Annotated in this window: 19 protein-coding genes and 3 pseudogenes; 16 read left to right on the forward strand and 6 right to left on the reverse strand. The window is 60.3% G+C overall.

Annotated elements, in window-relative coordinates:
- Positions 1-62 precede the first annotated feature (62 nt).
- Positions 63-238 (forward strand): annotated as a pseudogene (locus FQ182_RS29945) (hypothetical protein); the annotation flags it as partial.
- Positions 235-648: a Cu(I)-responsive transcriptional regulator gene (gene cueR / locus FQ182_RS28090; protein WP_149414818.1), complete on the forward strand. Its 414-nt coding sequence runs from the start codon at positions 235-237 to the stop codon at positions 646-648. The pseudogene FQ182_RS29945 and the gene cueR, both read left to right, overlap by 4 nt.
- 51 nt (positions 649-699) lie before the next feature.
- Here cueR and FQ182_RS28095 read toward each other — a convergent pair whose 3' ends face one another.
- Entirely contained in the window at positions 700-1,596 is an 897-nt protein-coding gene (locus tag FQ182_RS28095; RefSeq protein ID WP_149414817.1) for a PA4780 family RIO1-like protein kinase, read from the reverse strand.
- A 174-nt stretch (positions 1,597-1,770) separates the two neighbouring features.
- The gene (locus tag FQ182_RS28100; protein ID WP_149414816.1) at positions 1,771-3,048 is read right to left on the reverse strand and encodes an acetyl-CoA C-acetyltransferase; all 1,278 of its coding nucleotides are present in this window, start codon (positions 3,046-3,048) and stop codon (positions 1,771-1,773) included.
- A 114-nt stretch (positions 3,049-3,162) separates the two neighbouring features.
- Here FQ182_RS28100 and FQ182_RS28105 point away from each other — a divergent pair, with 114 nt between their 5' ends.
- The 4 genes from FQ182_RS28105 (at position 3,163) to FQ182_RS28120 (ending at position 9,174) form a co-directional block, all read left to right on the forward strand.
- The gene (locus tag FQ182_RS28105; protein ID WP_149414815.1) at positions 3,163-4,515 is read left to right on the forward strand and encodes a 3-oxoacyl-ACP reductase; all 1,353 of its coding nucleotides are present in this window, start codon (positions 3,163-3,165) and stop codon (positions 4,513-4,515) included.
- Positions 4,516-4,517: 2 nt separating this feature from the next.
- Entirely contained in the window at positions 4,518-5,366 is an 849-nt protein-coding gene (locus tag FQ182_RS28110; RefSeq protein WP_149414814.1) for a MaoC family dehydratase, read from the forward strand.
- A gap of 311 nt (positions 5,367-5,677) precedes the next feature.
- Positions 5,678-7,327: a collagen-like triple helix repeat-containing protein gene (locus tag FQ182_RS28115; RefSeq protein ID WP_149414813.1), complete on the forward strand. Its 1,650-nt coding sequence runs from the start codon at positions 5,678-5,680 to the stop codon at positions 7,325-7,327.
- Between the two features lie 164 nt (positions 7,328-7,491).
- Entirely contained in the window at positions 7,492-9,174 is a 1,683-nt protein-coding gene (locus tag FQ182_RS28120; protein ID WP_149414812.1) for a ShlB/FhaC/HecB family hemolysin secretion/activation protein, read from the forward strand.
- Positions 9,175-9,344: 170 nt separating this feature from the next.
- Here FQ182_RS28120 and FQ182_RS28125 read toward each other — a convergent pair whose 3' ends face one another.
- Together FQ182_RS28125 and FQ182_RS28130 are read right to left on the reverse strand one after the other, a co-directional pair.
- A complete protein-coding gene (locus FQ182_RS28125; RefSeq protein WP_149414811.1) occupies positions 9,345-9,758 on the reverse strand; it encodes a response regulator in 414 nt (137 codons plus the stop codon).
- A gap of 62 nt (positions 9,759-9,820) precedes the next feature.
- Positions 9,821-10,012, reverse strand: a complete 192-nt coding sequence (locus tag FQ182_RS28130) for a Flp family type IVb pilin (protein WP_149414810.1) — start codon at positions 10,010-10,012, stop codon at positions 9,821-9,823.
- 329 nt (positions 10,013-10,341) lie between these two features.
- On the opposite strand from FQ182_RS28130, the gene cpaB reads away from it, so the two are divergent.
- From cpaB to FQ182_RS28170, 8 genes and pseudogenes are all read left to right on the forward strand, one after another.
- Positions 10,342-11,286, forward strand: coding sequence for a Flp pilus assembly protein CpaB (cpaB, locus tag FQ182_RS28135; RefSeq protein WP_149414809.1), 945 nt, complete (start codon positions 10,342-10,344; stop codon positions 11,284-11,286).
- Positions 11,287-11,305: 19 nt separating this feature from the next.
- Entirely contained in the window at positions 11,306-12,511 is a 1,206-nt protein-coding gene (locus tag FQ182_RS28140) for a type II and III secretion system protein family protein (RefSeq protein WP_149414808.1), read from the forward strand.
- Positions 12,508-13,702: pseudogene (locus tag FQ182_RS28145) on the forward strand (CpaE family protein). The gene FQ182_RS28140 and the pseudogene FQ182_RS28145 overlap by 4 nt, the downstream one beginning before the upstream one ends.
- Complete coding sequence (locus tag FQ182_RS28150; RefSeq protein ID WP_149414807.1) at positions 13,699-14,970, forward strand: CpaF family protein; 1,272 nt, start codon at positions 13,699-13,701, stop codon at positions 14,968-14,970. The pseudogene FQ182_RS28145 and the gene FQ182_RS28150 overlap by 4 nt, the downstream one beginning before the upstream one ends.
- Positions 14,971-14,980: 10 nt before the next feature.
- Positions 14,981-15,862, forward strand: a complete 882-nt coding sequence (locus tag FQ182_RS28155; protein ID WP_149414806.1) for a type II secretion system F family protein — start codon at positions 14,981-14,983, stop codon at positions 15,860-15,862.
- A 1-nt stretch (position 15,863) separates the two neighbouring features.
- Entirely contained in the window at positions 15,864-16,751 is an 888-nt protein-coding gene (locus tag FQ182_RS28160) for a type II secretion system F family protein (protein WP_149414805.1), read from the forward strand.
- A gap of 10 nt (positions 16,752-16,761) precedes the next feature.
- On the forward strand, positions 16,762-17,478 hold the full coding sequence (locus FQ182_RS28165; RefSeq protein ID WP_149414804.1) for a tetratricopeptide repeat protein: 717 nt from the start codon (positions 16,762-16,764) through the stop codon (positions 17,476-17,478).
- A gap of 19 nt (positions 17,479-17,497) precedes the next feature.
- A complete protein-coding gene (locus tag FQ182_RS28170; RefSeq protein ID WP_149414803.1) occupies positions 17,498-17,758 on the forward strand; it encodes a DUF3613 domain-containing protein in 261 nt (86 codons plus the stop codon).
- Positions 17,759-17,845: 87 nt separating this feature from the next.
- Here the strand turns inward: FQ182_RS28170 and FQ182_RS28175 are convergent, their stop codons facing one another.
- Positions 17,846-18,619 carry a response regulator transcription factor gene (locus tag FQ182_RS28175; protein ID WP_149414802.1) on the reverse strand — a complete coding sequence of 258 codons (774 nt, stop codon included), beginning with the start codon at positions 18,617-18,619 and terminating at the stop codon, positions 17,846-17,848.
- 125 nt (positions 18,620-18,744) lie between these two features.
- Complete coding sequence (locus FQ182_RS28180) at positions 18,745-19,215, reverse strand: prepilin peptidase (RefSeq protein ID WP_178114549.1); 471 nt, start codon at positions 19,213-19,215, stop codon at positions 18,745-18,747.
- A 75-nt stretch (positions 19,216-19,290) separates the two neighbouring features.
- Here FQ182_RS28180 and FQ182_RS28185 point away from each other — a divergent pair, with 75 nt between their 5' ends.
- Both FQ182_RS28185 and FQ182_RS28190 read left to right on the forward strand, forming a co-directional pair.
- The gene (locus FQ182_RS28185; protein ID WP_149414800.1) at positions 19,291-19,728 is read left to right on the forward strand and encodes a TadE/TadG family type IV pilus assembly protein; all 438 of its coding nucleotides are present in this window, start codon (positions 19,291-19,293) and stop codon (positions 19,726-19,728) included.
- A pseudogene (locus tag FQ182_RS28190) lies at positions 19,725-22,290 on the forward strand (PAS domain-containing protein); the annotation flags it as partial. The gene FQ182_RS28185 and the pseudogene FQ182_RS28190, both read left to right, overlap by 4 nt.
- Positions 22,291-22,413 lie beyond the last annotated feature (123 nt).

The raw sequence follows: 22,413 nt of genomic DNA on the forward strand, positions 1-22,413 counted from the left end.
TCTCCTGGAGTACTGCCCGTGAACGGATCTACCACTTTCGACCTGGCGACTGCCAGCATGACCGACAGAATCTGTCCTGGCCTCTGTGTATAACCTGATCGGCATTCCCCTTGCAGCGTTCGGCCTGCTCAATCCAGTGCTGGCCCGCGCGGCAATGGCGCTGTCCAGTGTGAGTGTGGTGAGCAATACCCTGCTGTTGAAAACCTGGAAACCCAAGGATCTGGAGGACCATTCATGAATATCGGCCAAGCAGCGCGTCACAGTGGCCTGAGCGCCAAAATGATCCGCTACTACGAGTCCATCAGCCTGCTCAAACCCGCCCATCGTACCGACAGCGGTTATCGTGTGTATGGCGCCGATGACCTGCACACCCTGGCGTTTATCAAGCGATCGCGTGACCTGGGGTTTTCGTTGGAGGAAGTCGGCAAGTTGCTGACGCTGTGGCAGGACCGCCAGCGTGCCAGTGCGGACGTCAAGGCGCTGGCACGCCAGCATATCGAGGAGCTGAACCAGAAGATTCTTGAATTGGGGCAGTTGCGCGATACGTTGCAGGACTTGGTGGAGCACTGCCAGGGCGATCACCGACCGGACTGCCCGATTCTCAAGGAGTTGGCATCGGGTGGGTGTTGCGAGAAAAAAATCGCCTGACGATCACCAGGTACAAAAAATCCGGCATGTGCCGGATTTTTTGTCAGAGGTTTACTGCATCCACGGCGGCGGAGGCTCTTCCGCCGTTTTGCCCACAGGTGCGTCGTCTGCCGCACGTATCGCCTGGCGACGCTCGTCATCCAGCCGCGCCGCTTCGATCTCACGGATGACACCGCCAACGTCCGCCAACTCTTGCGGCTCATCAAACTCGCCGGTCAAGACGCTGGCCGGGTGCAAGGTGCCGGCTTCGTACAGCGCCCACATCTCCTTGGCGTACTTGGTCGTCTTCAATTCCGGGGCAAAACGCCCGAAGTAAGAGGCCATGTTGCCCACGTCCCGTTCCAGCATGCTGAACGCATGGTTGTTACCCGCCGCATCCACTGCCTGGGGCAAGTCGATGATCACCGGGCCCGTTGGCGTCAGCAGCACGTTGAACTCGGAAAGGTCACCGTGCACCAGACCGGTACACAACATCAGCACGATCTGGGAAATCAGGAAGGCGTGATACTCACGGGCCTGATCCGGCTCCAGCGTCACGTCATTAAGTCGTGGCGCCGCGTCGCCGTATTCATCAGCCACCAGTTCCATCAACAGCACGCCTTCAAGGAAGTCGTAGGGTTTGGGAACTCGAACGCCAGCGCCCGCCAGACGAAACAGCGCAGCCACTTCGGCGTTCTGCCAAGCGTCTTCGGTTTCTTTCTTGCCGAACTTGGAGCCCTTGGCCATGGCCCGGGCCTGGCGGCTATTACGGACCTTGCGGCCTTCCTGGTATTCGGCCGCCTGACGAAAACTTCGTTTATTCGCCTCCTTGTAGACCTTGGCGCAACGTAACTCGTTGCCACAGCGCACCACATAAACAGCTGCTTCTTTACCACTCATGAGTGGGCGCAGCACTTCGTCGACCAGACCGTCCTCGATCAGGGGTTCAATGCGTTTAGGAGTCTTCATCAGCTTTTATTGTGGGTCCTTTATTACCAAATACGCGTATGCCACTCGTTATACGGCAATCCTCTCCCTGCGGGGAGAGGATACCGACCTTTGACCACTTAAGAATGCATCCAATATGCCAGATTAATCTGACAAGGCCGGCTTTGTCCCCAGGCTTGCGGATGATAGCTGAGATCAGCGTTCAATAATCGCCGTCACACCCTGGCCGCCGGCAGCACAGATCGAGATCAGCCCGCGGCCCCGACCCGCCGCTTCCAGCAGTTTGGCCAGGTTGGCGACGATGCGCCCGCCGGTGGCGGCAAACGGGTGCCCGGCCGCCAGCGAACTGCCCTTGACGTTCAAGCGGCTGCGGTCGATAGAGCCCAACGGTGCGTCCAGCCCCAGGCGGGTCTTGCAGTAATCCGCATCCTCCCAGGCTTTAAGGGTGCACAACACTTGGGCGGCGAAGGCTTCGTGGATTTCGTAGTAATCGAAGTCCTGCAGCGTCAGACCATTCCTTGCCAGCAAGCGTGGGACGGCATAGGCCGGCGCCATCAACAGCCCTTCGGCCCCGTTGACGAAATCCACCGCCGCCGCTTCGCCATCTCGCAGGTAAGCCAGGATCGGTAAGCCACGTTCCTTGGCCCAGGCTTCGCTGCCCAGCAATACCAGGGAGGCACCATCGGTCAGCGGCGTGGAGTTACCGGCGGTCAGGGTGCCCTTTTCGCTGCGTTCAAAGGCGGGCTTGAGGCTGACGAGTTTTTCCAGGGTCAGGTCGGGGCGCAGATTGTTGTCGCGGGTCAGGCCGAGAAACGGCGTGAGCAAATCGTTGTGCCAACCTTCGGCGTAGGACGCAGCCATTTTTTGATGGCTTTCCAGGGCCAGTTGGTCCTGCTCGGCCCGGGGAATGTTCCAGCTCTGTGCCATCAATTCACAGTGCTGGCCCATGGACAAACCGGTGCGCGGTTCACCGTTGCGTGGCAGTTCCGGCTTGAGGTGATGAGGACGAAGCTGTAACAAGACTTTTAACTTATCGGCCATGCTTTTGCTGCGGTTGGCTTGCAGCAGGATTTTTCTCAACCCTTCATTGACGCCGATGGGTGCGTCGGACGTGGTGTCGACACCACCAGCAATGCCGCATTCGATCTGCCCCAGGGCGATCTTGTTGGCCACCAGCAACGCCGCTTCCAGGCCGGTGCCGCAGGCCTGTTGAATGTCATAGGCGGGTGTTTGCGGCGACAACCGCGAGCCCAGCACGCATTCGCGGGTCAGGTTGAAGTCACGGGAATGCTTGAGCACCGCGCCGGCGGCCACCTCGCCCATGCGTAGGCCGTGCAGGTTGTAGCGCTCGATCAGGCCTTCCAGGGCCGCGGTCAGCATCGCCTGGTTACTCGCCGTGGCATAAGGGCCATTGGAACGGGCGAAGGGAATGCGGTTACCGCCAATGATCGCTACACGGCGCAATTGAGTCATGGAAAGCTCCCTGTTGGTTGTGGGCTCAATCTTTGAGCCTAGCCTAGGCTCAATCGAACGACTGCCACCCATGGGTGGTCCACCGTTTGAACCCCAGCAATCGGAGAGCGTTCCATGTCTGATCGTTATATCGACTTCGCCAACTCAAGCCTCGGCCATCGTCTGGTCGCGGCCATTGGCCTGCCGTCGCCGGTACGTCTGGAGCGCTGGCAGGCCGGACGCCTGCGCCCGGTAGACGGCGCCCTGCTGATCGGCGGCGGGCCGCTGGCGGCGAAGGTCTTGGCGTTTGCCAACAAACTCACTGAAGCGATTTTCAGCTACGGCCCCGAACCTTTGGTGGCGCCGGCCTGGATTCCTGGCCATGGCCCCAAGCTCAAGGCGGTGGTGTTCGACGCCAGCGCCTTGGCGCACACTGATCAGTTGAAACAGTTGCGGGAATTTTTCCAGCCTCTGCTGAAAAACCTCGATCACAGCGCGCACCTGGTGATCCTCGGTCGAGCGCCGCAAAACCTTAGTGATCCTTTCGCCGCCAGTGCCCAGCGCGCCCTTGAAGGCTTCAGTCGGTCACTGGCCAAGGAACTGCGCAACGGCGGCACCCTGCAACTGCTGTATGTGGGTGACGGCGCTGAAGATCAGTTGGAAGGCGCGTTGCGGTTTTTCCTCTCGCCCAAAAGCGCCTACATCTCGGGCCAGGTGATTCGCCTGGAGGCCTGCACCACGCAAGTCCAGGACTGGACTCGCCCCCTGGCCGGGCACAAGGCCCTGGTGACCGGCGCCGCGCGCGGTATCGGCGCCTCAATCGCCGAAACCCTGGCCCGTGACGGTGCCGAGGTCATCCTGCTGGACGTGCCACAGGCCAAGGCTGATCTGGATGCTCTCGCCGCACGCCTGGGCGCACGTAGCATTGCCCTGGATATCTGCGCCGAAGACGCCACCACGCAACTGATCGAACAGTTGCCGAACGGCATCGACATCGTCGTCCATAACGCCGGCATCACACGCGACAAGACCCTCGCCAACATGACCCCGCAATATTGGGACGCGGTGCTGGCGGTCAACCTCAACGCGCCACAAGTGCTGACCAAGGCCCTGCTCGACAGTGGCACCTTGCATGACAACGGCCGCGTCGTGTTGCTGGCGTCCATCAGCGGCATCGCCGGCAATCGCGGGCAGACCAACTATGCCGCGAGCAAGGCCGGGCTGATTGGCCTGGCCCAGGCCTGGGCACCGTTGTTGGGTGAACGTGGGATCAGCATTAACGCCGTGGCCCCTGGTTTTATCGAGACCCAGATGACTGCACATATTCCCTTCGCCCTGCGTGAAGCCGGGCGACGCATGAGTTCCCTCGGCCAGGGCGGCATCCCCCAGGATGTCGCCGAAGCCGTGGCGTGGCTCGGTCAGCCGGGTTCGGGGGCGGTCAGCGGTCAGGCGCTGCGGGTCTGTGGGCAAAGTCTCTTGGGAGCATAAGCATGGATTGGCACACGTTGGACAGCACTCCCTCACTGCCGCCGCTGTATTGGCGGGCGGCCCTCAAGCGCAAGATCAGCGGCACGACACTGCCAGAACAGGGGCTGCGCTGCCAGATGACGGTGACCCCCAGGGAGGTGGCGGCCTATCGCAAGGTCTGCGGGTTTGCCGAAAGCCCGGTGTTGCCGGCCACCTATCCGCACATCCTGGCGTTCGGCCTGCAAATGCAATTGCTGACTGCCAAGGACTTTCCGTTCCCGCTGCTGGGCCTGGTTCATCTACGCAACCGCATCCGTATCCTTCGCCCCCTTGGCGGGGTCAATGATGTGCAGCTCAGCGTACGCACGCAAAACCTGCAACCTCATGCCAAGGGCGCCACCTTTGACCTGATCACCACCGTCGAAGACTCCCTGGGCTTGTTATGGGAAGCCGAAAGCCGAATGCTTTGTCGCGCAGTGAAGCTTGCCGGCGACGTGACGGATCAATCCATACCGCCACCTTCCAATGTCAGCGAGTTAACCCGCTGGAAGGCGCCCGTCGATATCGGCCGCCGTTATGCCAGGGTATCCGGCGATTACAATCCGATTCACTTGAGCGCGTTGACTGCCAAGTTATTCGGCTTCCCTCAGGCCATCGCCCATGGTCTGTGGAACAAGGCCCGTACGCTGGCTGCGCTGAGCGAGTACTTGCCCCCTGCCAATATCGAGATAGACGTTGAGTTCAAGAAGCCCGTCCGGCTGCCCAGTGAGGTTGTCTTGTTGGCCAGTGCGGCGGGGCCCAGCGGTGAATTGCAATTGAAGGGCTCGGGAGGCATCGAACACATGATCGGCCAATGGCGACCGATTGCCTGAGGCAACGAACTTTCGCTGATTAATTGTATATATACACCTTAAGTTATAGCAGGCTATCGATAGCCTGCTAACTTATTCAAGTAACTGTTTTTAATAGATAAAAATATCCATGCATTATTGACTTACACCCTTGGCATTAGTCACTAAGTAACAGTCGAGCCCGTGTATATAAATTGTTAATACCAAGTTGAGCGTTGCGTGAAAGAGCCTCAGAGTTTGTTATAGCCTTAACGGACGAAAGTATCGCCACCTCTAGAAGTGACGAACTTTCGAAAACAATAAAGGCTGTACCAGGTGCAAGGAACTCAATCATGAAAACTCAAATCGTATTATGGAAAGCAAGTACCGCGCTGGCCCTGATTCTGGCAATGAGCCTCGCAGGCTGCAGCAGCGGTGGTGGCGGTCATAAAAGCAGCGTAGCGGCGTCCTCCCCGGACGCTGGTGCGGGCACTGGTGGCGGAACCGGCGGTGGCACGGGCGACGGTACTGGTGGCGGAACCGGCGGTGGCACGGGCGACGGTACTGGTGGCGGAACCGGCGGTGGCACGGGCGGCGGTACTGGTGGCGGAACCGGCGGTGGCACGGGTGGCGGGACTGGTGGCGGAACCGGCGGTGGCACGGGCGGCGGTACTGGTGGCGGAACCGGCGGTGGCACGGGTGGCGGGACTGGCTCTACCACCAGCCCGCTGACCACCGGTCAGATTGCAGCCAACCTGGGCGACACCCTTAGCGGCGTCGGCACTGCCATCGGCGGCATCGGCACAACCGTTGGTGGCGTACCGGTAGTGGGCGTAACGGCAGGCGGGCTGGTCATTGGCGCTGGCAACGCAGTCACCAGCATCGGCGATGGCGTGAGCGATGGTCTGGGTACCCTGGGCACTAACAGCAACGCCCTCGGCATAACCGTGGCCGGTGTGGCCAACGGCGTCGGCGACCTGGGCACCGGCCTTTCGGCCACCGGCAAATCCCTGACCACCAACACACAACTGGGGCAAATCCCAATCGTCGGCACAGTCGTCGGCGCAGCAGGTAACCTCGTCGATGGCGTCGGCCAGAAAGTCACCATGCTCGGTGACACCTTGAGCACCGCCAGCACCACCGGCCCACTGGGCTCGGTGACCAACACCCTCGGCAGCAAAGTGCTGGTGCCTGTGGTGTCTTTGGTCGAAGGCGTGACTGGCAAAGTCGGCAGCACCACTGGCCTGGGAAGTCCGGTCAATGGCTTGCTGGATAAAGTAGGCTCCACGGTCACTGGCCTGGGCGGCAAAGTCGCCAGCACCGGCGGTACCGGCAACCCTGTGACAGGCGCACTGGGTGGCCTGCTGACGGGTGTCGGAACCGTGGCCAATACCTCGGGCGGTTATGTCGCTCCAGCACCGGGCACCGGTGGTGGCGCAGCAGGATCGGGCCTGCTGGAAACCGTCGGCGGCATCGTAGCCGGTGCCGGCACAGGTCTGAATGCCGGCAATACCAATGGTACGGTCAGCGCAGCCGGTGTGACCGGTGGCGCCTTGGGCAACACCGTCGCCTCCCTCGGCACGCTCACCGGCGGTAATGGTGTCGCCAATACCGCAGCGGGCGCCCCGGTCGCCGCATTGACCGCCAACGTCGGCGCAGCGCTGAACCCTGTGACATCGGGGATCACCAGCCTGACCCAAAACGTCGGCACAGCCACCGGCATCGGCGCACCCGTCAACGGCCTGGTGACACAAGTAGGCGCAGCGGTCGGCGGCCTCGGCGCGAACATCACCGCCGCGAATGCCAACCCCATCACCAATACCCTTGGCCAGACAGTCACCGCAGCAGGAGGTCTGGTGTCCTCGGTCGGCGGTTTGGTTACCGGCGGCACCAGTGGTGGTGGTCTGCTCGGTGGCTTGAATGTGGGCGCCAGCACTTCCGATACAACCAGCGGGAGCGTGGGAGTAGGAGGCCTGCTCAACGGCCTGACCGGCAAAAAATAGAATTGCACCTGGCCGAATAGACGGCCTCCCCTACAGCGCCTACGCTTGGTTGAGACGAGAGATTCAGATGAGTCTCTCGTCTTTTTATATCTAGCCTCCAACCGCCCTCAGAGTCCGGCGAAGCCAAGCGAAACACCGCTGCAGTTTTGACCACGGAGTGTCCTATGCGCGTTTTGACTCCCCTGCTTTTGCTGTCCATCAGTGTTTGTATCCAGGCCGAAACCCTGCCCAGTTTTCTCAACAGCAACGACACCATCCGCAACCTGCCCGTACCCAACCTGCCTGCTGACGCCTATCGCCCGGTCACGCCACAAACGCAATTGCCCGACACGCCGAGCGCCCAGGCCCAACCGCTGTTGATGGACACCAAAGTCACCATCCGCAAACTGCAAATCGAAGGTGGGACGATCTACCCGCTCGCAGAAGTGGCCAAGGTGTTCGAGCCGCTGATTGGCCAGGAAACCAACCTCGCCCAACTGATCGAAGCCACCCGCAGCATCACCCGCCGCTATCAACAGGACGGCTATCTGTTGTCCTACGCCTTCCTGCCCGAACAACGCTTCGACCAGGGTCTGGTACGCGTGGTGTTGGTGGAGGGCTATATCCGCGATTACCAGGTACAAGGCGATATCGGCGCGGTCTCAGCCTATGTCGATAAACTGGCGGAAAAACTCAAGGCCGAACGCCCGCTCACTCGCAAGACGTTTGAGCGCTACACCACCCTGATGGGCCGCATTCCCGGCGTCACCTTGCAGGCGCAAGTGCCGCCACCCGGCACCACAGACGGCGGCGCACACATGCAGATCCAGGCCAGCCGCAAACCCTTCACCAGCAGCATGAGCATGACCGACGACAGCCGTGGCGGTTTGCAGGCTCTAATCGCCGGCACCAGCAATTCCCAGACATCAATGGGCGAGCAACTGAGCCTCAGCGGCCTGTTCCCGCCCGGCAGCGACAAAGAACATTACTACCGACTGGACTACAGGCAGTTTCTCAATGCCGAAGGCACACAACTTAGCCTGTATGGCGCCCACTATCGCAGCGACCCGAGCACCCATATCCAACTGGACGGCGGCCTGGAACTCAAGCCGCATCGGGAAAACGACCGTTTCTCCATTGGGCTGAACCACCCGCTGATCGCCTCTCCTGCCGAGTCCCTGACCGTCGGCTCGCGCTTGTATGGCGTGAACGACAAGACTCGCTACCAACTGGTGGGTTTCCCCCAGCGCTTTGACGTGGAAACCGACATGCGTGCCCTGGCCTTCGAAGGTGACTGGAGCAAGGCCGACAACCGCCAACTACGCATCCTCAGCGCCGGGCTCTACCAGGGCATCGACGGCCTGGGCGCCAAGACCCGCAGTGACCTGGAAGGGATAAAAGCCGACCTGGATTTCTTCCGCCTGCGCCTGTCCGGCGTGCAGAGCGACAAGTTCGCAGGCAACTGGCAAGGCGTGCTTTCAGCGGCGCTGTACTGGAGTAACGACACCCTGCCCGACAGCGAACGCGCCGTGTTCGGCGGGCAGAATTTCGGCCGTGGCTACCCCGATGACCAAGGCTCGGGCGACAAGGGTTGGGGCGTAGCCTATGAGGTCAACTACAGCTTCAACCGCAGCGGAAACTGGGTAAAAGTCCTGCAGCCTTATGCGGTGCTCGATCGCGCCAAAGCCTGGTTCAACGACCTGCCGGTCAAGGGCAGCGACATGTCATCCGCCGCCGTGGGGCTGCGCTTTGGTGATGCCAAGTACTACAACATCGCCCTGGAAGCAGCCAAGCCAATGTCGGACATGGCCCTGGACAGCTTCAATCGGCGGCCGCGGTACACGTTGAGTTTCAGTTATCAGCTGTAAGATCTGGCGACTACCCTGTGGCGAGCGGGCTTGCCCGCGTTGGGCTGCGCAGCAGCCCCATGTTAGGCGCTCCATTTCCTTAACTTACCGGCATTGGGCTTGCCCCCTCGCCACGGAAACAGACTCTCTACTACCGAGTATTCCTACTAAGCATGTAGAAGTTTCCAGCTTCAAGGATTGACCAATTTCACCCTCGGCAACGGGAACAGGTTGTTCAAGGTATCCAGCAAACGCACCAGGTAGATGGGCTTGCGGAACAGGTCCAGGACCTGCAGGCGCAGCAGGTCGCTGACGTCATCCATATCGGCATGACCGGACATGACAATCACGGGCAGGTGTTGGCGGGAGGTGTGTTCGCGCAGGCGCTTGATCAAGGAAATTCCGCTTTCCTCAGGCATGCGCAGGTCGGTGATGACCAGGGCTATATCGGGGTGCAGGGTCAGTTCTTGCAAGGCGAAGGTGACAGTGGTGGCCTTAAAGCAAACAAAACCTTCGTTCTCCAGCGACTCCGCCAGTTCGACAAGAGCGTCCTCTTCGTCATCCACCAGAAGTATTTGTTGGCGTGGGGACGAAGAGGGGGTCATGGTAATACCTGAAAGTTAATTGATCGCCAAGAATGATCAGCATTCGCTTGAGTTTGATGGCATCAAGTTTTGATGCCATCTTGTATTTTCAGGAATATGGCACTGATTTTATCGCCGATCCCGGTTCCAAACCCAACAATAACAACAGCAACTAGCGAGACAATAATCACATACTCAATCGCAGACGCCCCGTCCTTGCGCCGAAAAAACAACTGGGTCTGAATATAAACCTTCAACATCAGGTCAAGGAACATATGACTTCTCCTTTGAGCGATTTTGCGCGGGTATCGCTGGGCTGCACGATGATTGCTGTATGCCACTAGAGCATTGTCAACAAACCCCGCCCCCACAACTGTAAGAACTGATTAATTACAAAGTATTAGTCGTAAGTTTGGCGCCATAAAACCGTGCTTTAACAGCCCACTTACAGCATTCGGATAAATTTTCCGGAGAGTAATGGCATTTTGTCCTAGCTGGACTACCTTCCAATAGCGAAATAGTTAGATGTTCATAGCTACCTAGTTGCGAAATTAACTCGTTGGGATAGACGAGCACGTAGTGCAACAGGAAAGGGAGAGCCGTCATGAACAGCCGTGTAAGCATGATAGTGGCCGGGTTACTTTTGGTTGGAGCCTTGTTTGCAGGCTATTGGGGATTGGTCCTGAGCCGTGCGCCAGTACCGGTTATGGAGCCAGTTCCACAATCTGCCACTGTGGAAAAAACCGTCGCCGCCGTCGAAGACCAGACCCGCCAAACGGTGGTCGTCCTGGCCCATGATGTTCCCCCTTTTGTCACCCTCACCGCCGCTGACCTGACCCTGGAAAAACTGCGCACGGCACCCGCCGGCAGCTTCACCAGCCTTGACCAGGCTATCGGTCGTACCCCATGGCGAGCGCTGTCCGCCGGCACCTGGCTGGACGACACCAGCTTCACGTCCGGCGGCCCGCTGGCGCGGATGATTCGCCCAGACGAACGCGCACTGGCCCTCGCCGTTGACGAGGTTGTCGGCGCCGGTGGCCAACTGAGCCCCGGAGACTATGTCGATGTGCTGCTGTTCCTGCGCCAGGACGCCGGCAACGAGGAACAGTCGGCACAAATCATCATTCCCGCCATGCGCGTGCTCGGCATCGGCGATCAACTAGGCTTGGCCAACGACGGCAAGCCCGCCGTCCCGCCGCCCGCCACCGCCGAAGAAAAAGCCCAGCAGGCACAACGCCGGGCAGCAGCACGCACCGTGATACTGGCTGTACCGGAGCAATTGCTGAGCCGACTGATGCTGGCAACCAGCACCGGCACCTTGCGCCTGGCAGTACGCAGCGCCGACGAACAACTGCTGAGCCAGTACTGGGCCGGTGAAAACGATGCCCCGGCCAAACTGCAAAGCGCCAACCGCGAACTGTACCAATTCACTCAACTGGCCCTGGGGGGTGCTCCGAAAAAGATAAGCCAAGGCGGATACGCAGGTGCGCCTCATCGCTCCGGCATCGAGGTGATACGCGGTAATCAATCGACCCAACAAACCCCCTGATTGAGCAAGGACGTCTTGCATGAGCCATCGCTACGCACCAGTGTTCACTCAAATGGCCTGGGCCCTGATGCTGTCGAGCCTGCCTGTCGGCCTGGCTTTCGCAGCCTCGGACAACTGCACCAACCTGGGCCAATTGCCTGCTGCCATCTCGGTGGGCGAAGGCTTGCAACAAGAGCTGCAATCCCCGGTGGCCATTACCCGCCTGGCCATTGGCGACCCGAAAGTTGCCGATGTTCACCTCAACGGTGACCGGGGCTTCCTGCTAACGGGCATCACCTCCGGCACCACCAGCCTGATGGTCTGGACCCGCTGCTCCACAGCTCCCAGGCAGAGCATGGTGTTCGTCAAGGGCAAGGCCACTTCAGCATTGACCAGCCTGGCGCTGTCGCCCTCCGATGACCCCACGCTGCCCAGCCAAGTACAGACCGATATCCGCTTTGTCGAGGTCAGCCGTACCAAGCTCAAGGAGGCCAGTACTTCGATCTTGGGCGGCACCCGCAACTTTCTGTTCGGCAGTCCCGGCACCAGCGCGGCCGGATTACTGCCACTGGACAACGGCAGCTTCAATATCGGCTTTGGTAGTGGACGGTTTTCGGCGCTGATCAACGCCCTCGAACGCAGCGGATTTGCCTACACCCTGGCACGTCCCAGCCTGGTGGCCATGAGCGGGCAGAGCGCAACGTTCCTGGCGGGCGGCGAGGTCCCGGTCCCGGTCCCCAGCAGTGGCAGCGACAGCATCTCCATCGAATACAAGGAGTTCGGGATTCGCCTGACCCTCACTCCGACCGTCATCGACCGCAACCGCATCACCCTCAAGGTGGCGCCGGAAGTCAGCGAGCTGGACTACAGCAATGCCGTGCAGATCGAAGGCATCCAGGTGCCGGCCCTGACTGTGCGCCGTACCGACACCAGCGTGTCACTGGCCGATGGCGAAAGCTTCGTGATCAGCGGCCTGATCAGCACTAACAATCGCTCGACCATCAGCAAGTTTCCAGGCCTTGGGGACATCCCGATCCTCGGCGCGTTTTTCCGCGACTCCAACATCAGCCGCGAGGAAAAAGAGCTGCTGATGATTGTTACCCCGCACCTGGTCCAGCCCTTGGCCGCCAACGCGCAATTGCCGTCCTTACCCGGTGAGAAGCTGCGCAACTATGACCCGAACTGGTACCGCCTGTACTTCCTGGAAAACGGTAATTTCGACAAGCGCACGGGGCTCTCCCAATGAGCAATAGCTTGAGCCAGACCTTCCTGGCAATCACCCGTAACACCACCGACCTGGAATGGCTCCAGGGCGCTCTGGCGCCACTTGGCCAGGTGGTCAGCGCCGGTGGTGGCAGCCTGGACGAATTGCTCGCGCTGGTGGACGTAACCTTCGCCAACCTGGTGTTCGTGGGCCTGGACCGCGAACACGTAGTGGCCCAGAGCGCGCTGATCGAAGGTGCCCTGGAAGCCAAGCCGATGCTGGCCATCGTTGCCCTCGGTGACGGCATGGACAATCAGTTGGTGCTCAACGCCATGCGTGCCGGTGCCAGAGATTTTGTCGCCTATGGTTCACGCTCCAGCGAAGTGGCCGGGCTGGTACGGCGCCTGGGCAAGCGCTTGCCGCCGGTGACGCCGAATGCTCACCTGGGCGGCCTCACGGTGCTTTATGGCACCCAAGGCAACGCCGACGGTGCGCTGCTGGCCAGTCACTTGGCGTTGGTGGTGCAAAAGAGCGGGCAACAAACGCTACTGCTGGACCTGGGCCTGCCCCGTGGCGACAGCCTGGCGCTGCTGGGGCTGGAAAGTTCGTTCAACTTTGGCGATGCCCTGCGTCACTTACGGCGCCTGGACACCACGCTGATCAATAGTGCGTTCACTTCGGCCGAAGCCGGTTTACGAATCCTCGCCTATGCCGCCAGCGACGAGCCTTTGGAGCTGACCAGCGCCGCCGAGTTGTACATGTTGCTCAGCGCGTTGCGCCAACACTTCCAACACATCGTGGTGAACCTCACCGGGCAACCGGACAGCGAAGCCCTTCGCACCTTTGTCAGCCACTGCGACAAGCTCTTGTGGTGCACCGACCAGAGCGTACTGGACTGCCGACGCAACCTGGCGGTACTGAACCTGTGGCGGGAAAAAGGCATGAGGCTCGAACACGCACGGCTACTGATCGACCGCTACCTCAAAGGCGCCGCACCGGACGTCGGGGCGCTGGAAAAAAGCTTTGGCCTGGAAGTCATCGCAGTGCTGCCATTGAGTCCCGAAGTACGCCTGAATGCAAAAAAACCAGGGCCAAACCCTGTTCACCCTGGCGCCCAGGGAAAGCCTGACCCAAGGCCTGCGGACCCTGGGTGAGCGTCTGGCGAAACGCTCCGAGAGCCTGGAAAAACCCTCCACCCGCTGGTTTGAGCGGCTGCGGAGGTCAAGCAAATGAGCGGCGAAAAACTCTTCGGCGCCCCCGCCCGTGGTACCGGCGGCAATACTGATCACGACGGCCTGAAACTGGTGCTGCATCGCTACATCATCGATGCCATTGAGGAGACCGGGGAAAACCTGCTGGAAGGCACTCGCCAATCCCTGGCGCAATTTGTCATCGACAAGGTCGCCGAGTACATCACCCGCATGCACCTGGCGATTTCCCGTTATGAAATGGAGCGCCTGGCCGAAGAAATCGTCGACGAGCTGACCGGTTTCGGCCCGTTGGAAGTGCTGCTGCGCGACCCATCGGTCACCGAGATTCTGGTCAACGGCCCGCACAAGGTGTTCATCGAACGGGACGGCCTGCTGCACCAAAGCGACCTGCGTTTTATCGATGCCCACCACGTGGAGCGAGTCATGCAACGCATCCTTGCGCCGCTGGGCCGGCGCCTGGACGAATCGTCACCGATGGTCGATGCCCGACTGCCCGATGGCAGCCGGGTCAACGCCATCATTCCACCGATTGCCCTGGATGGCCCGTGCCTGTCGATTCGAAAGTTTCGCAAGGACATGCTCAAGAGCAGCGACCTGGTGGCAATGCAGAGTATCGACCAGGGAATCTTCGAGTTTTTCCAGGAGGCGGTGGGCAAGCGCTGCAACATCCTGATCAGCGGCGGCACCGGCACCGGCAAGACCACGATGCTGAATATTCTCAGCCAACTGATCAATCCTCATGAGCGCCTGGTCACCATCGAAGACGTGGCCGAGTTGCAACTGGGCCATCCCCACGTGGTGCGCCTGGAAACCCGTCCGCCCAATGCCGAGGGCCATGGTGAGGTCAAGGCCAGCGACCTGATCCGTAACGCCCTGCGGATGCGCCCGGACCGCATCATCCTTGGTGAGATTCGCGGTGTGGAAGTGCTCGACGTGATGACGGCAATGAACACCGGCCACGACGGTTCTATGAGCACCGTGCACGCCAACAATGCCCAGGACGCCCTGCTGCGCCTGGAAACCCTGGTGGGCCTGACCGGGCGGGTGGTGGCTGAAAAAACCCTGCGGCAAATGATCTGCGCCGCACTGGATGTGGTGATCCAGCTGACCCGCTTGCCCGATGGCCGTCGCTGCGTCAGTGAAGTCGTGGAAATAGTGGGCGTGCGCGACGACGTCTACGTCACCAACACGCTGTTCCGGCTTGACCGGCGTACCGGCTTCGGTTTCCTGCGCGAGGCGGTCAACCCTGCCGGTGACAAACTGCGCCGTGAGTCGGCACTGCCTTTATAGGAGCGCAATCATGACCGGCCCCATTCTGATGTTCATGTGCGTGATCCTGATCGGCCTGTCGATAGGGCTGTTTCAGAACGGCCTGCGTCGTGCAAAAACTGACCGAGTACTGGAGAGACTCGCGCAAGGGCAACCGCTGCTGACAGGAGAGCATGGTCACTGGACAGGCCTTGAACGCATGTTCCTGCGCGCAGGCCTGGGCAAACCCACTGACAGCCTGGGGCTGTGGCTGACGTCCTGGGCCCTGGGCATGCTGATGGGTTTTATTGCCGCCAGTTGGCTCGGTTTGCTGATGATGATTGTCGTACCGCCGCTGTGCCTGCACCTGTACATTGCCTGGCGCTATCAGCGACGCCTGCACCGGATGATTGAGCAACTCCCGCAGTTGCTGGACCACACCGTGCGCAGCCTAAAATCCGGCCGCACCCTGGCGGACGCCGTGCTGGGCGGCATCGAAGCTGCCGAGGACCCGCTCAAACAAGCCATGAGCCGCATTCAGCGCAATGTGCAAATGGGTGTCAGCCTTCCGGAATCCGCCCATGACTTCGCCGAATTCTATGAACAGGACGAATTCCGTCTGTTCGCCCTCGGCCTGAAGGTCAACCTTCGATATGGCGGTAATGCCAGTGAGCTGCTGGAAAACCTGATCAAGATGATCCGCGAACGGGAACAGGGTGCCCGCCAACTGAAAGCCATGACCGGTGAAACCCGTATGACGGCCTATGTACTGGCGGGTCTGCCGATTGCCATGGTGGGTTATTTCATAACGGTCAACCCGGGGTACTTGATGACCATGTGGAACGATGGCACGGGGCGCTACCTGCTGTTCATCGCCCTCGCCATGGAGCTGGCGGGCAGCCTGGTCATGTGGCGCATGTTGCGGAGTATTTGAGATGGCCCTACTGATCAGTGCCTTGCTGTTTCTCGCCGCGCTTGTGCTGGTTCTCGGCAACCTGATGGAACAGCGTCGACGCCAGCGCCTGGTTACCCAGCGTCTGCAAGGGCAAATGGCCCGTGAAGACAAGCTCGGCACGTTCATGCGCCAATTGGGTAGCAGCTCGATTGCCCAACGCTCGGTCAGCCTGGACAACGAAACGCAAATACTGCTCAACCGGGTAGGCTGGAGAAAAGCCAGCCAACGCTCAATGTTTGCCGCCTTTCAGATCGGGACGCCCATGGTACTGCTGGGTATTACCGCAATGGGGCAGCAGTTGTTCTTCCGTGAGGTCGAGTTCCCGTGGATCATGCCCTTGCTGGCCCTGGGGCTAGGCTATCTGTTGCCCAAGCGTATTCTGGCCGCTGCCGCAAAATACCGGCAGCAACGCATCGCCCGCGAAATATCGACGTTCATTCCGCTGCTGCGGATCCTGTTCGAGTCTGGCATGGCGGTGGAGCAATCACTGCGCGTCTTGAGTACTGAAGCGCAACGCTTGTTGCCCGCCCTGACCCATGAACTGCGCCTGGTCCTGTCGCGGGTCGATTCCGGCCTGGAGCTGGGTGAAGAATTGGGCAAGACCGCCAAGGCGCTGGCAGTGGATGAGTTCACTGACACCTGCGTCATCCTCCAGCAACTGATCCAACAGGGCGGCGGCGCGATGAAGTCGTTGCTGGCGCTCAAGCAACTGCTCGATGACCGCCGCCTGACCCGCTTGCAGGAATACATCTCGAAGATGTCGGCCAAAATGTCGGTGGTGATGATGGTCTTCCTGTTTCCTGCCTTGCTGATCGTCCTCGGGGGCCCAGCGTTTATCGCCATCGCCCGAGCCCTGAATAACTTTTGAGGAGCGTTTGATGAAAGCATTGATTGCCGCACTGGGCTTGCTAATGCTCGGTGGTTGCGCCAGTAACGGCCAGCCGCCCTGGGCAGCCCTGATGTCGCCAGGCAACTGCGCCAAACCCGGCTCCGAACAGGAACTGTCGCTGAACCTGGCCGACGACATGGCCAACGAGGGCAAGCTGCACGCCAGCCTGGCCAACCTGCAAAACTTGCCCGACACCCTGCCCCAGGTACGCCAGCGCAAAGCCAAGGTTTACCGTTTATTGGGCCGCAGTGAAGCCGAACCGCTGTACCGCAGCCTGCTGGGCACCTGCATGGCCGCCGACGGTGAGCACGGCCTCGGGCAATTGGCCGCAGCCAAGGGTGATAACGGCCAGGCTATGGCCCACATGCAACGTGCGGCGCGATTGGCACCCACCGACGAAAAAATCCGAAATGACCTGGGCGTGGTGTACCTCAACCAACTGCGCATGGAGGACGCCCGCTTCGAATTCCTCACGGCCATGGAGTTAAAGCAGAGTGATCAACTCGCCGCCGTCAATCTGGTGACCTTGCTCATCTACCAGGACAACTGGGGGCAAGCGGCGCAGTTGGTCAGCCAGATGAACCTGAGCCCGGAGCAAGTCACCGAGGCCCAGGCCAGGGCCGAGAGACTCAAGGGGGCAAGCGTAACAGCGGCCAAGGATCAGGTAGCGGCGGTCAGCGATGCGCCGCCGCCAACAATCAAGTAAGTGGTTCAAGGAGTTGACGATGAAATTCCATTACCTCGCCCTGCTGGCCCTGCCCCTGATGGCACAGGCCATTGAGTCCGGGCCGTCCTCCCCACAGCAGGAAGAAACCGAAAACTGGATAACGTTGCAACGCAGCGGGCAACTCGCATCATCGGTACCGCAGAAAGCCACCGCTGCCGAACGCGAGCAGGCCTTGCAGCGCTGGCTGGACAGTAACAAGCATGCGATACCGGAGTTTTTTGACCAGAAAAGCGGAGGGAGTTCGCCTGGAGGTAAGTGAAGAGCGCGACCGGCACAACAATGAGAACCCAATGTGGCTTACCTATGCCCATCGCAGGCAAGCACACACTGGGGCGCGTTTATTACTTCAGTGTGCGGTCACCCGCTGGCGCATCGCCGAGTTGTTGGGCGAGAGCGCCAGGGCCAACTGCGTACGGTTGTGCATATGGGTCAGGCGCAACACCTGGGACACATAGAGCTTGACCGTGTTCTCTGTGATGCCCAACTCACAGGCGATCTGGTAGTTGGTCTGGCCCTTGCCCACCAGCCGGGCGACGTCCAGTTGGCGCGGTGACAACGGGTTGAAGATCGCCGGTATTTCCAACTGTTCGGCAGACACTTCGCCCTCGCTCTGCGACGTAGGGCTGCGACGGACCTTGTCCAGGTCCTGGTACAGATCATTAATGGACTCGGAAAGCGTTTGCAGCTTCTGATTCAGATGGCCCAGGTGCACGCTCTTTTGCCGCTCTTGCAGCGCGGCCTCCTGGCGCTGCAGCCCTTCGAGCAGTTCATCAAGGTTGATCGGCTTCTGATAGTAATCAGCGATCCCGGCGCGCAGGGCCTTGATCACGTCCTGCTTGTCAGCGCGACCGGTCAACATGATGGCTTCGAATGCCCGCTGCTTGCCAGCGACCCGCTGCAGGGCCTGGACCAGCTCAATGCCATCCATCTCCGGCATATGCAGGTCACACAGCACCAGGCCAATCTCTGCGTCTTCGGTGAAGCGCTGCAACGCCTGCTGACTAGACAGGCAAGGGACGCAGCGATAACCGCTGCTTTCAAGAAATTCACAAAGCTCTTCCACGATCAGGGGTTGATCGTCGACCACGAGCACTTTTACCGCAGAGGTAAGCTTGTTCACGCGCTACTCCATGCCTGGCAAGCCAAAGATGACCTATCCGTTCCGAGGATCTTTCCTACACACCTACCTCAATAAATCTAGACGTACTTTCCGACTATGTACATAGCGATACCCGGAGGCGATGGCTAATGAAGACACAACCAGGTGAAGGAAAACCCCACCAGCAGAAACGGCGCAAAAGGCAGTTTTTTTGACGGTTCAGGTACCAGGTATCCAAGTCGCTCTCTAAGTCCTTGACTCATATGCGGCCATAGCCTGGGCGCAAGTATCAGCCACAGGACATTGGCCACGCCTGCGCCGATCAGCGACCACAGCAAATAGGTCGAATTCGACCCCAGGCCCAGGGCCGCCAGCAACTTCACATCGCCTGCCCCCAGACGCCCCAACGCATAACCCGGTAACGTCAATAAAAGCGCCAGGGCAAATGCCCACAAGCCTTGAGTACCAGGCGCACCCAGCCACGTCGTGCCACTCCACAATAAATAGACCAGCGCCAATAGCGCCGCGCCCAGAGTCAGCCGATTGGCGATCTGACGCCGACGAATATCCTGCACCGCACACACCACCAACCAGAGGAACACCACGATGCTTTGGATCACGTAAAAAACATCCCTTTTTGCTGAATGATTCTATGCTGATATCAGGTAGTAGCAGTCAGGGTAGACGCAGTGATGAAAACAGGCCTCCCTAGAAAGCAAAAAGGCGCGGTGGCGATCGAGTTCGCCCTGGTCTTTGTGGTTTTTTTTGCCGTGTTCTACGCAATGATCAGCTACAGCCTGCCGTTGCTGCTGATGCAGTCGTTCAACCAGGCCACGGCTGAGGCGGTCCGTCGCAGTGTGGCAATAGACCCGAGCTCACCTGGCTACACCGCAAGCGTCGGGCCGGCGGCAGCAGAGTTCGCGCGCAAGCAGTTGGATTGGATTCCCTCCGCCTTTCAATTTCTGCCCGGACACGTCACCGGGACATTCACTGGTGGCGTGCTCAAGGTCGAGATCAACTACCCCTCGACCAATCTCAAGGGCGTGCTGCCGTTTATCGTCCTCCCGGGTATTGGTGACTTGCCCAAACTGCCCACCATGCTCCATGCCCAATCGAGCCTGCAATTTTGACCTCGGGGGACAAGCTCTTCGGGCGCTTGCTCGGCCGCAGCAGCCCCCTGCCCCTCGACACGCCCACTCGCCAACCCACCACGGGCTTGCAAGTGCAATTGGACCATCAAGGCCACGTGCTGCACATCAACGGCACCTTGCGCCAACAACTTGCCCAACACCTGACGAGCGACCCCCAGCCGCTGCTGCGTGATCTGCTGTGTACCAGCAGCGAACTGAGTGTCGAAGGAACCCCGGCCGACTGGCAGCACCACAGCCTGGACCTGGACTTCCACGGTGCCGCCGGGCAAACCCTGCAGACCAGAGGCTGGATCGAGCCGGACGGCGATGGCTGGGTCCTGCGACTGCTGGATATCGGCGACTTGCTGGCCGGGCGGCAGCTGGCGCAACACCGCGAGCAAAACCATCAACTGGCCTGCAAGATGAGCGAGCAATTGCGGGTCTGCAGCCTGGCGCGACTGCCGCAAGTATTCAACGAACACCTGCGCAGCCTGGCCCAGCGCTGGAAAATCCCCTGTGTGGCCCTCGCCTTGCTGGATGAACAGGATCAGGGCTGGCTGGTCTACAGCCAATACGTGGCTCATGACGCCCCGGCGCTATGGCAAACCGGGCAACGCCTGGGCACCAGCCTGGACAGCGTCAACGGTAATACGCCACTGAGCCTCGCGGTCGGTCAGGGCCGCAGTGAACACCCGCGTCTGCACAGTGTATTTGGCAACGCCGACGGTTTCCTGGTGCCGTATCGCGATGGCCAAGGCGTTGCGGCGTGGTTGTTGTGCGGGTTTTACAGCAGCCAGGCAGATATCAGTGACCGTGACTGGCTGAACCTCACCGCCGCCCTCGCCGCCCCCCTGCTCAGCCGCCTGCGCGAGCAACGTCACCATCAGCAACTGGAACGCCTGGAAGCCTTGCAAGGCCTGCTCGGTACCGGTTGGTGGGAGCTGCCGCCGGCAAGCCAGGAGATCCAGCTCGCGCCACAGCTCATGCGCAGCCTGAGCCTTGAGGACGGTCCCACGCGACTAGACCTGGCCAACTGGCTGGACCTGATCCATCCGGCCGACCGCCAGGAATTGAACAGCCGCCTGCAGGACTTGCAGCAGTTGAGCAAACCCTTGTTGACCAGCGTGCGCCTGCACCGTACCGACGCCGAACTTAACCCCATCTGGTACCGCGTCCAGGGCCAGGTGCTGGGCGTTGGCGACAACCGGCGCTGGATCGGCTTCATGCTCGACATCAGCGATATCAAGAACCAGCAACTGCAAGCCGCCGCCGCCCACGCCCGACTGGACAACCTGATCGCCAGTTCACCGGCGGTGATCTACGTCCAGCGCTACGCCAGCGGCGCCTTGCACCCAGCGTTTTTCAGCGACAGCCTGTTGCCGCTTTTGGGCTGGACCCTGGCCGAATGCACCCACGACACGCTGGCTTCGTTAATCCACCCCGAAGACCGCGACCTCTACTTTGAACGCACCCGCCACCTGCTGCGTGAAGGCAACGTGCGCAGCCGCTATCGGGTACGAGACAAACAAGGCGATTACCACTGGCTGCTGGACGAAGCCAAGCTGCTGCGCGACGACCTCGGCCTGCCGGTGGAGGCCGTCGGCCTGTGGCTGGATATTACCGAGGCGACCCTGGCCGCAGAGCGGGTTAAGCAGAGCGAGGAGCGCTACCGGATTCTGGTGGAGGACTCGCCGGCGATGATCTGCCGCTACCGTCCAGACCTGACCCTGACCTTCGGCAACACGCCGCTGGCCAACTACATGGAGTGTTCGCCAGCACAACTGCCGGGGCTGAATCTGAGCCAGTGGCTATCAGAAGAGCAACGCATCGCGTTTATCCAGCGCATCGCTCAATTGACCCCGGAGTTTCCCGTCAGCACTGCCGAGATCAGCCTGCAACTGCCCGGACGCGAACATGCCTGGTGGGTCTGGTCCGACCGTGGCGTGTTCGACGAACAGGGCCAGTTGCAAGAAATCCAGGCCGTCGGGCGCGACAACACCGAAGTGCGCCGCTCACAACAACAACTGACCCAAAGCGCAAAAATGGCCACCCTTGGCGAGATGGCCACCGGCCTTGCCCATGAGATTAACCAGCCGCTGAACGTCATGCGCATGGCCATCGTCAACATGCTCAAACGCCTGGGCAACGGCGATGCGCAGATCGATTACCTGACGGAAAAACTCCAGCGCATCGACTCCCAGGTCCAGCGAGCAGCCAGGGTGGTGGACCATATGCGGGTGTTCGGGCGCCGCTCGGAAATCGAGCAGCAACCCTTCGACCCGGCCCAAGCGGTGGACGGCACGCTGTCCCTGCTCAGCGAAGGCCTGCGCGACAAAGGCCTGGACCTGCGTGTCACCCCGGTCGATTTCACGGTGCAGGTCAAAGGCTACGTCGACCAGCTGGAACAGGTGCTGATCAACCTGATGGTCAATGCCCGCGACGCCCTGCTGAGCAAGCACGAGCAGGACCGCGACGTCAAACCCTGGATCTCGTTGCACTGCGAACACGACAGCCGCCATGTGCGGATTTGGGTGGAAGACAACGGCGGCGGGATTGACCGTAAGCGCCTCATAAACCCCACATACCAAACGATGGGCTTAATGGTTACCGTGGCATTTCTGGCGAGCAGTTCCACGGCAGCAAGGCTTCGAAGTCTTCTACCGAAGTAGCTTGCGGTAGGCGTTC

This window comes from Pseudomonas sp. ANT_H4, from assembly GCF_008369295.1.
Classification (GTDB): domain Bacteria; phylum Pseudomonadota; class Gammaproteobacteria; order Pseudomonadales; family Pseudomonadaceae; genus Aquipseudomonas.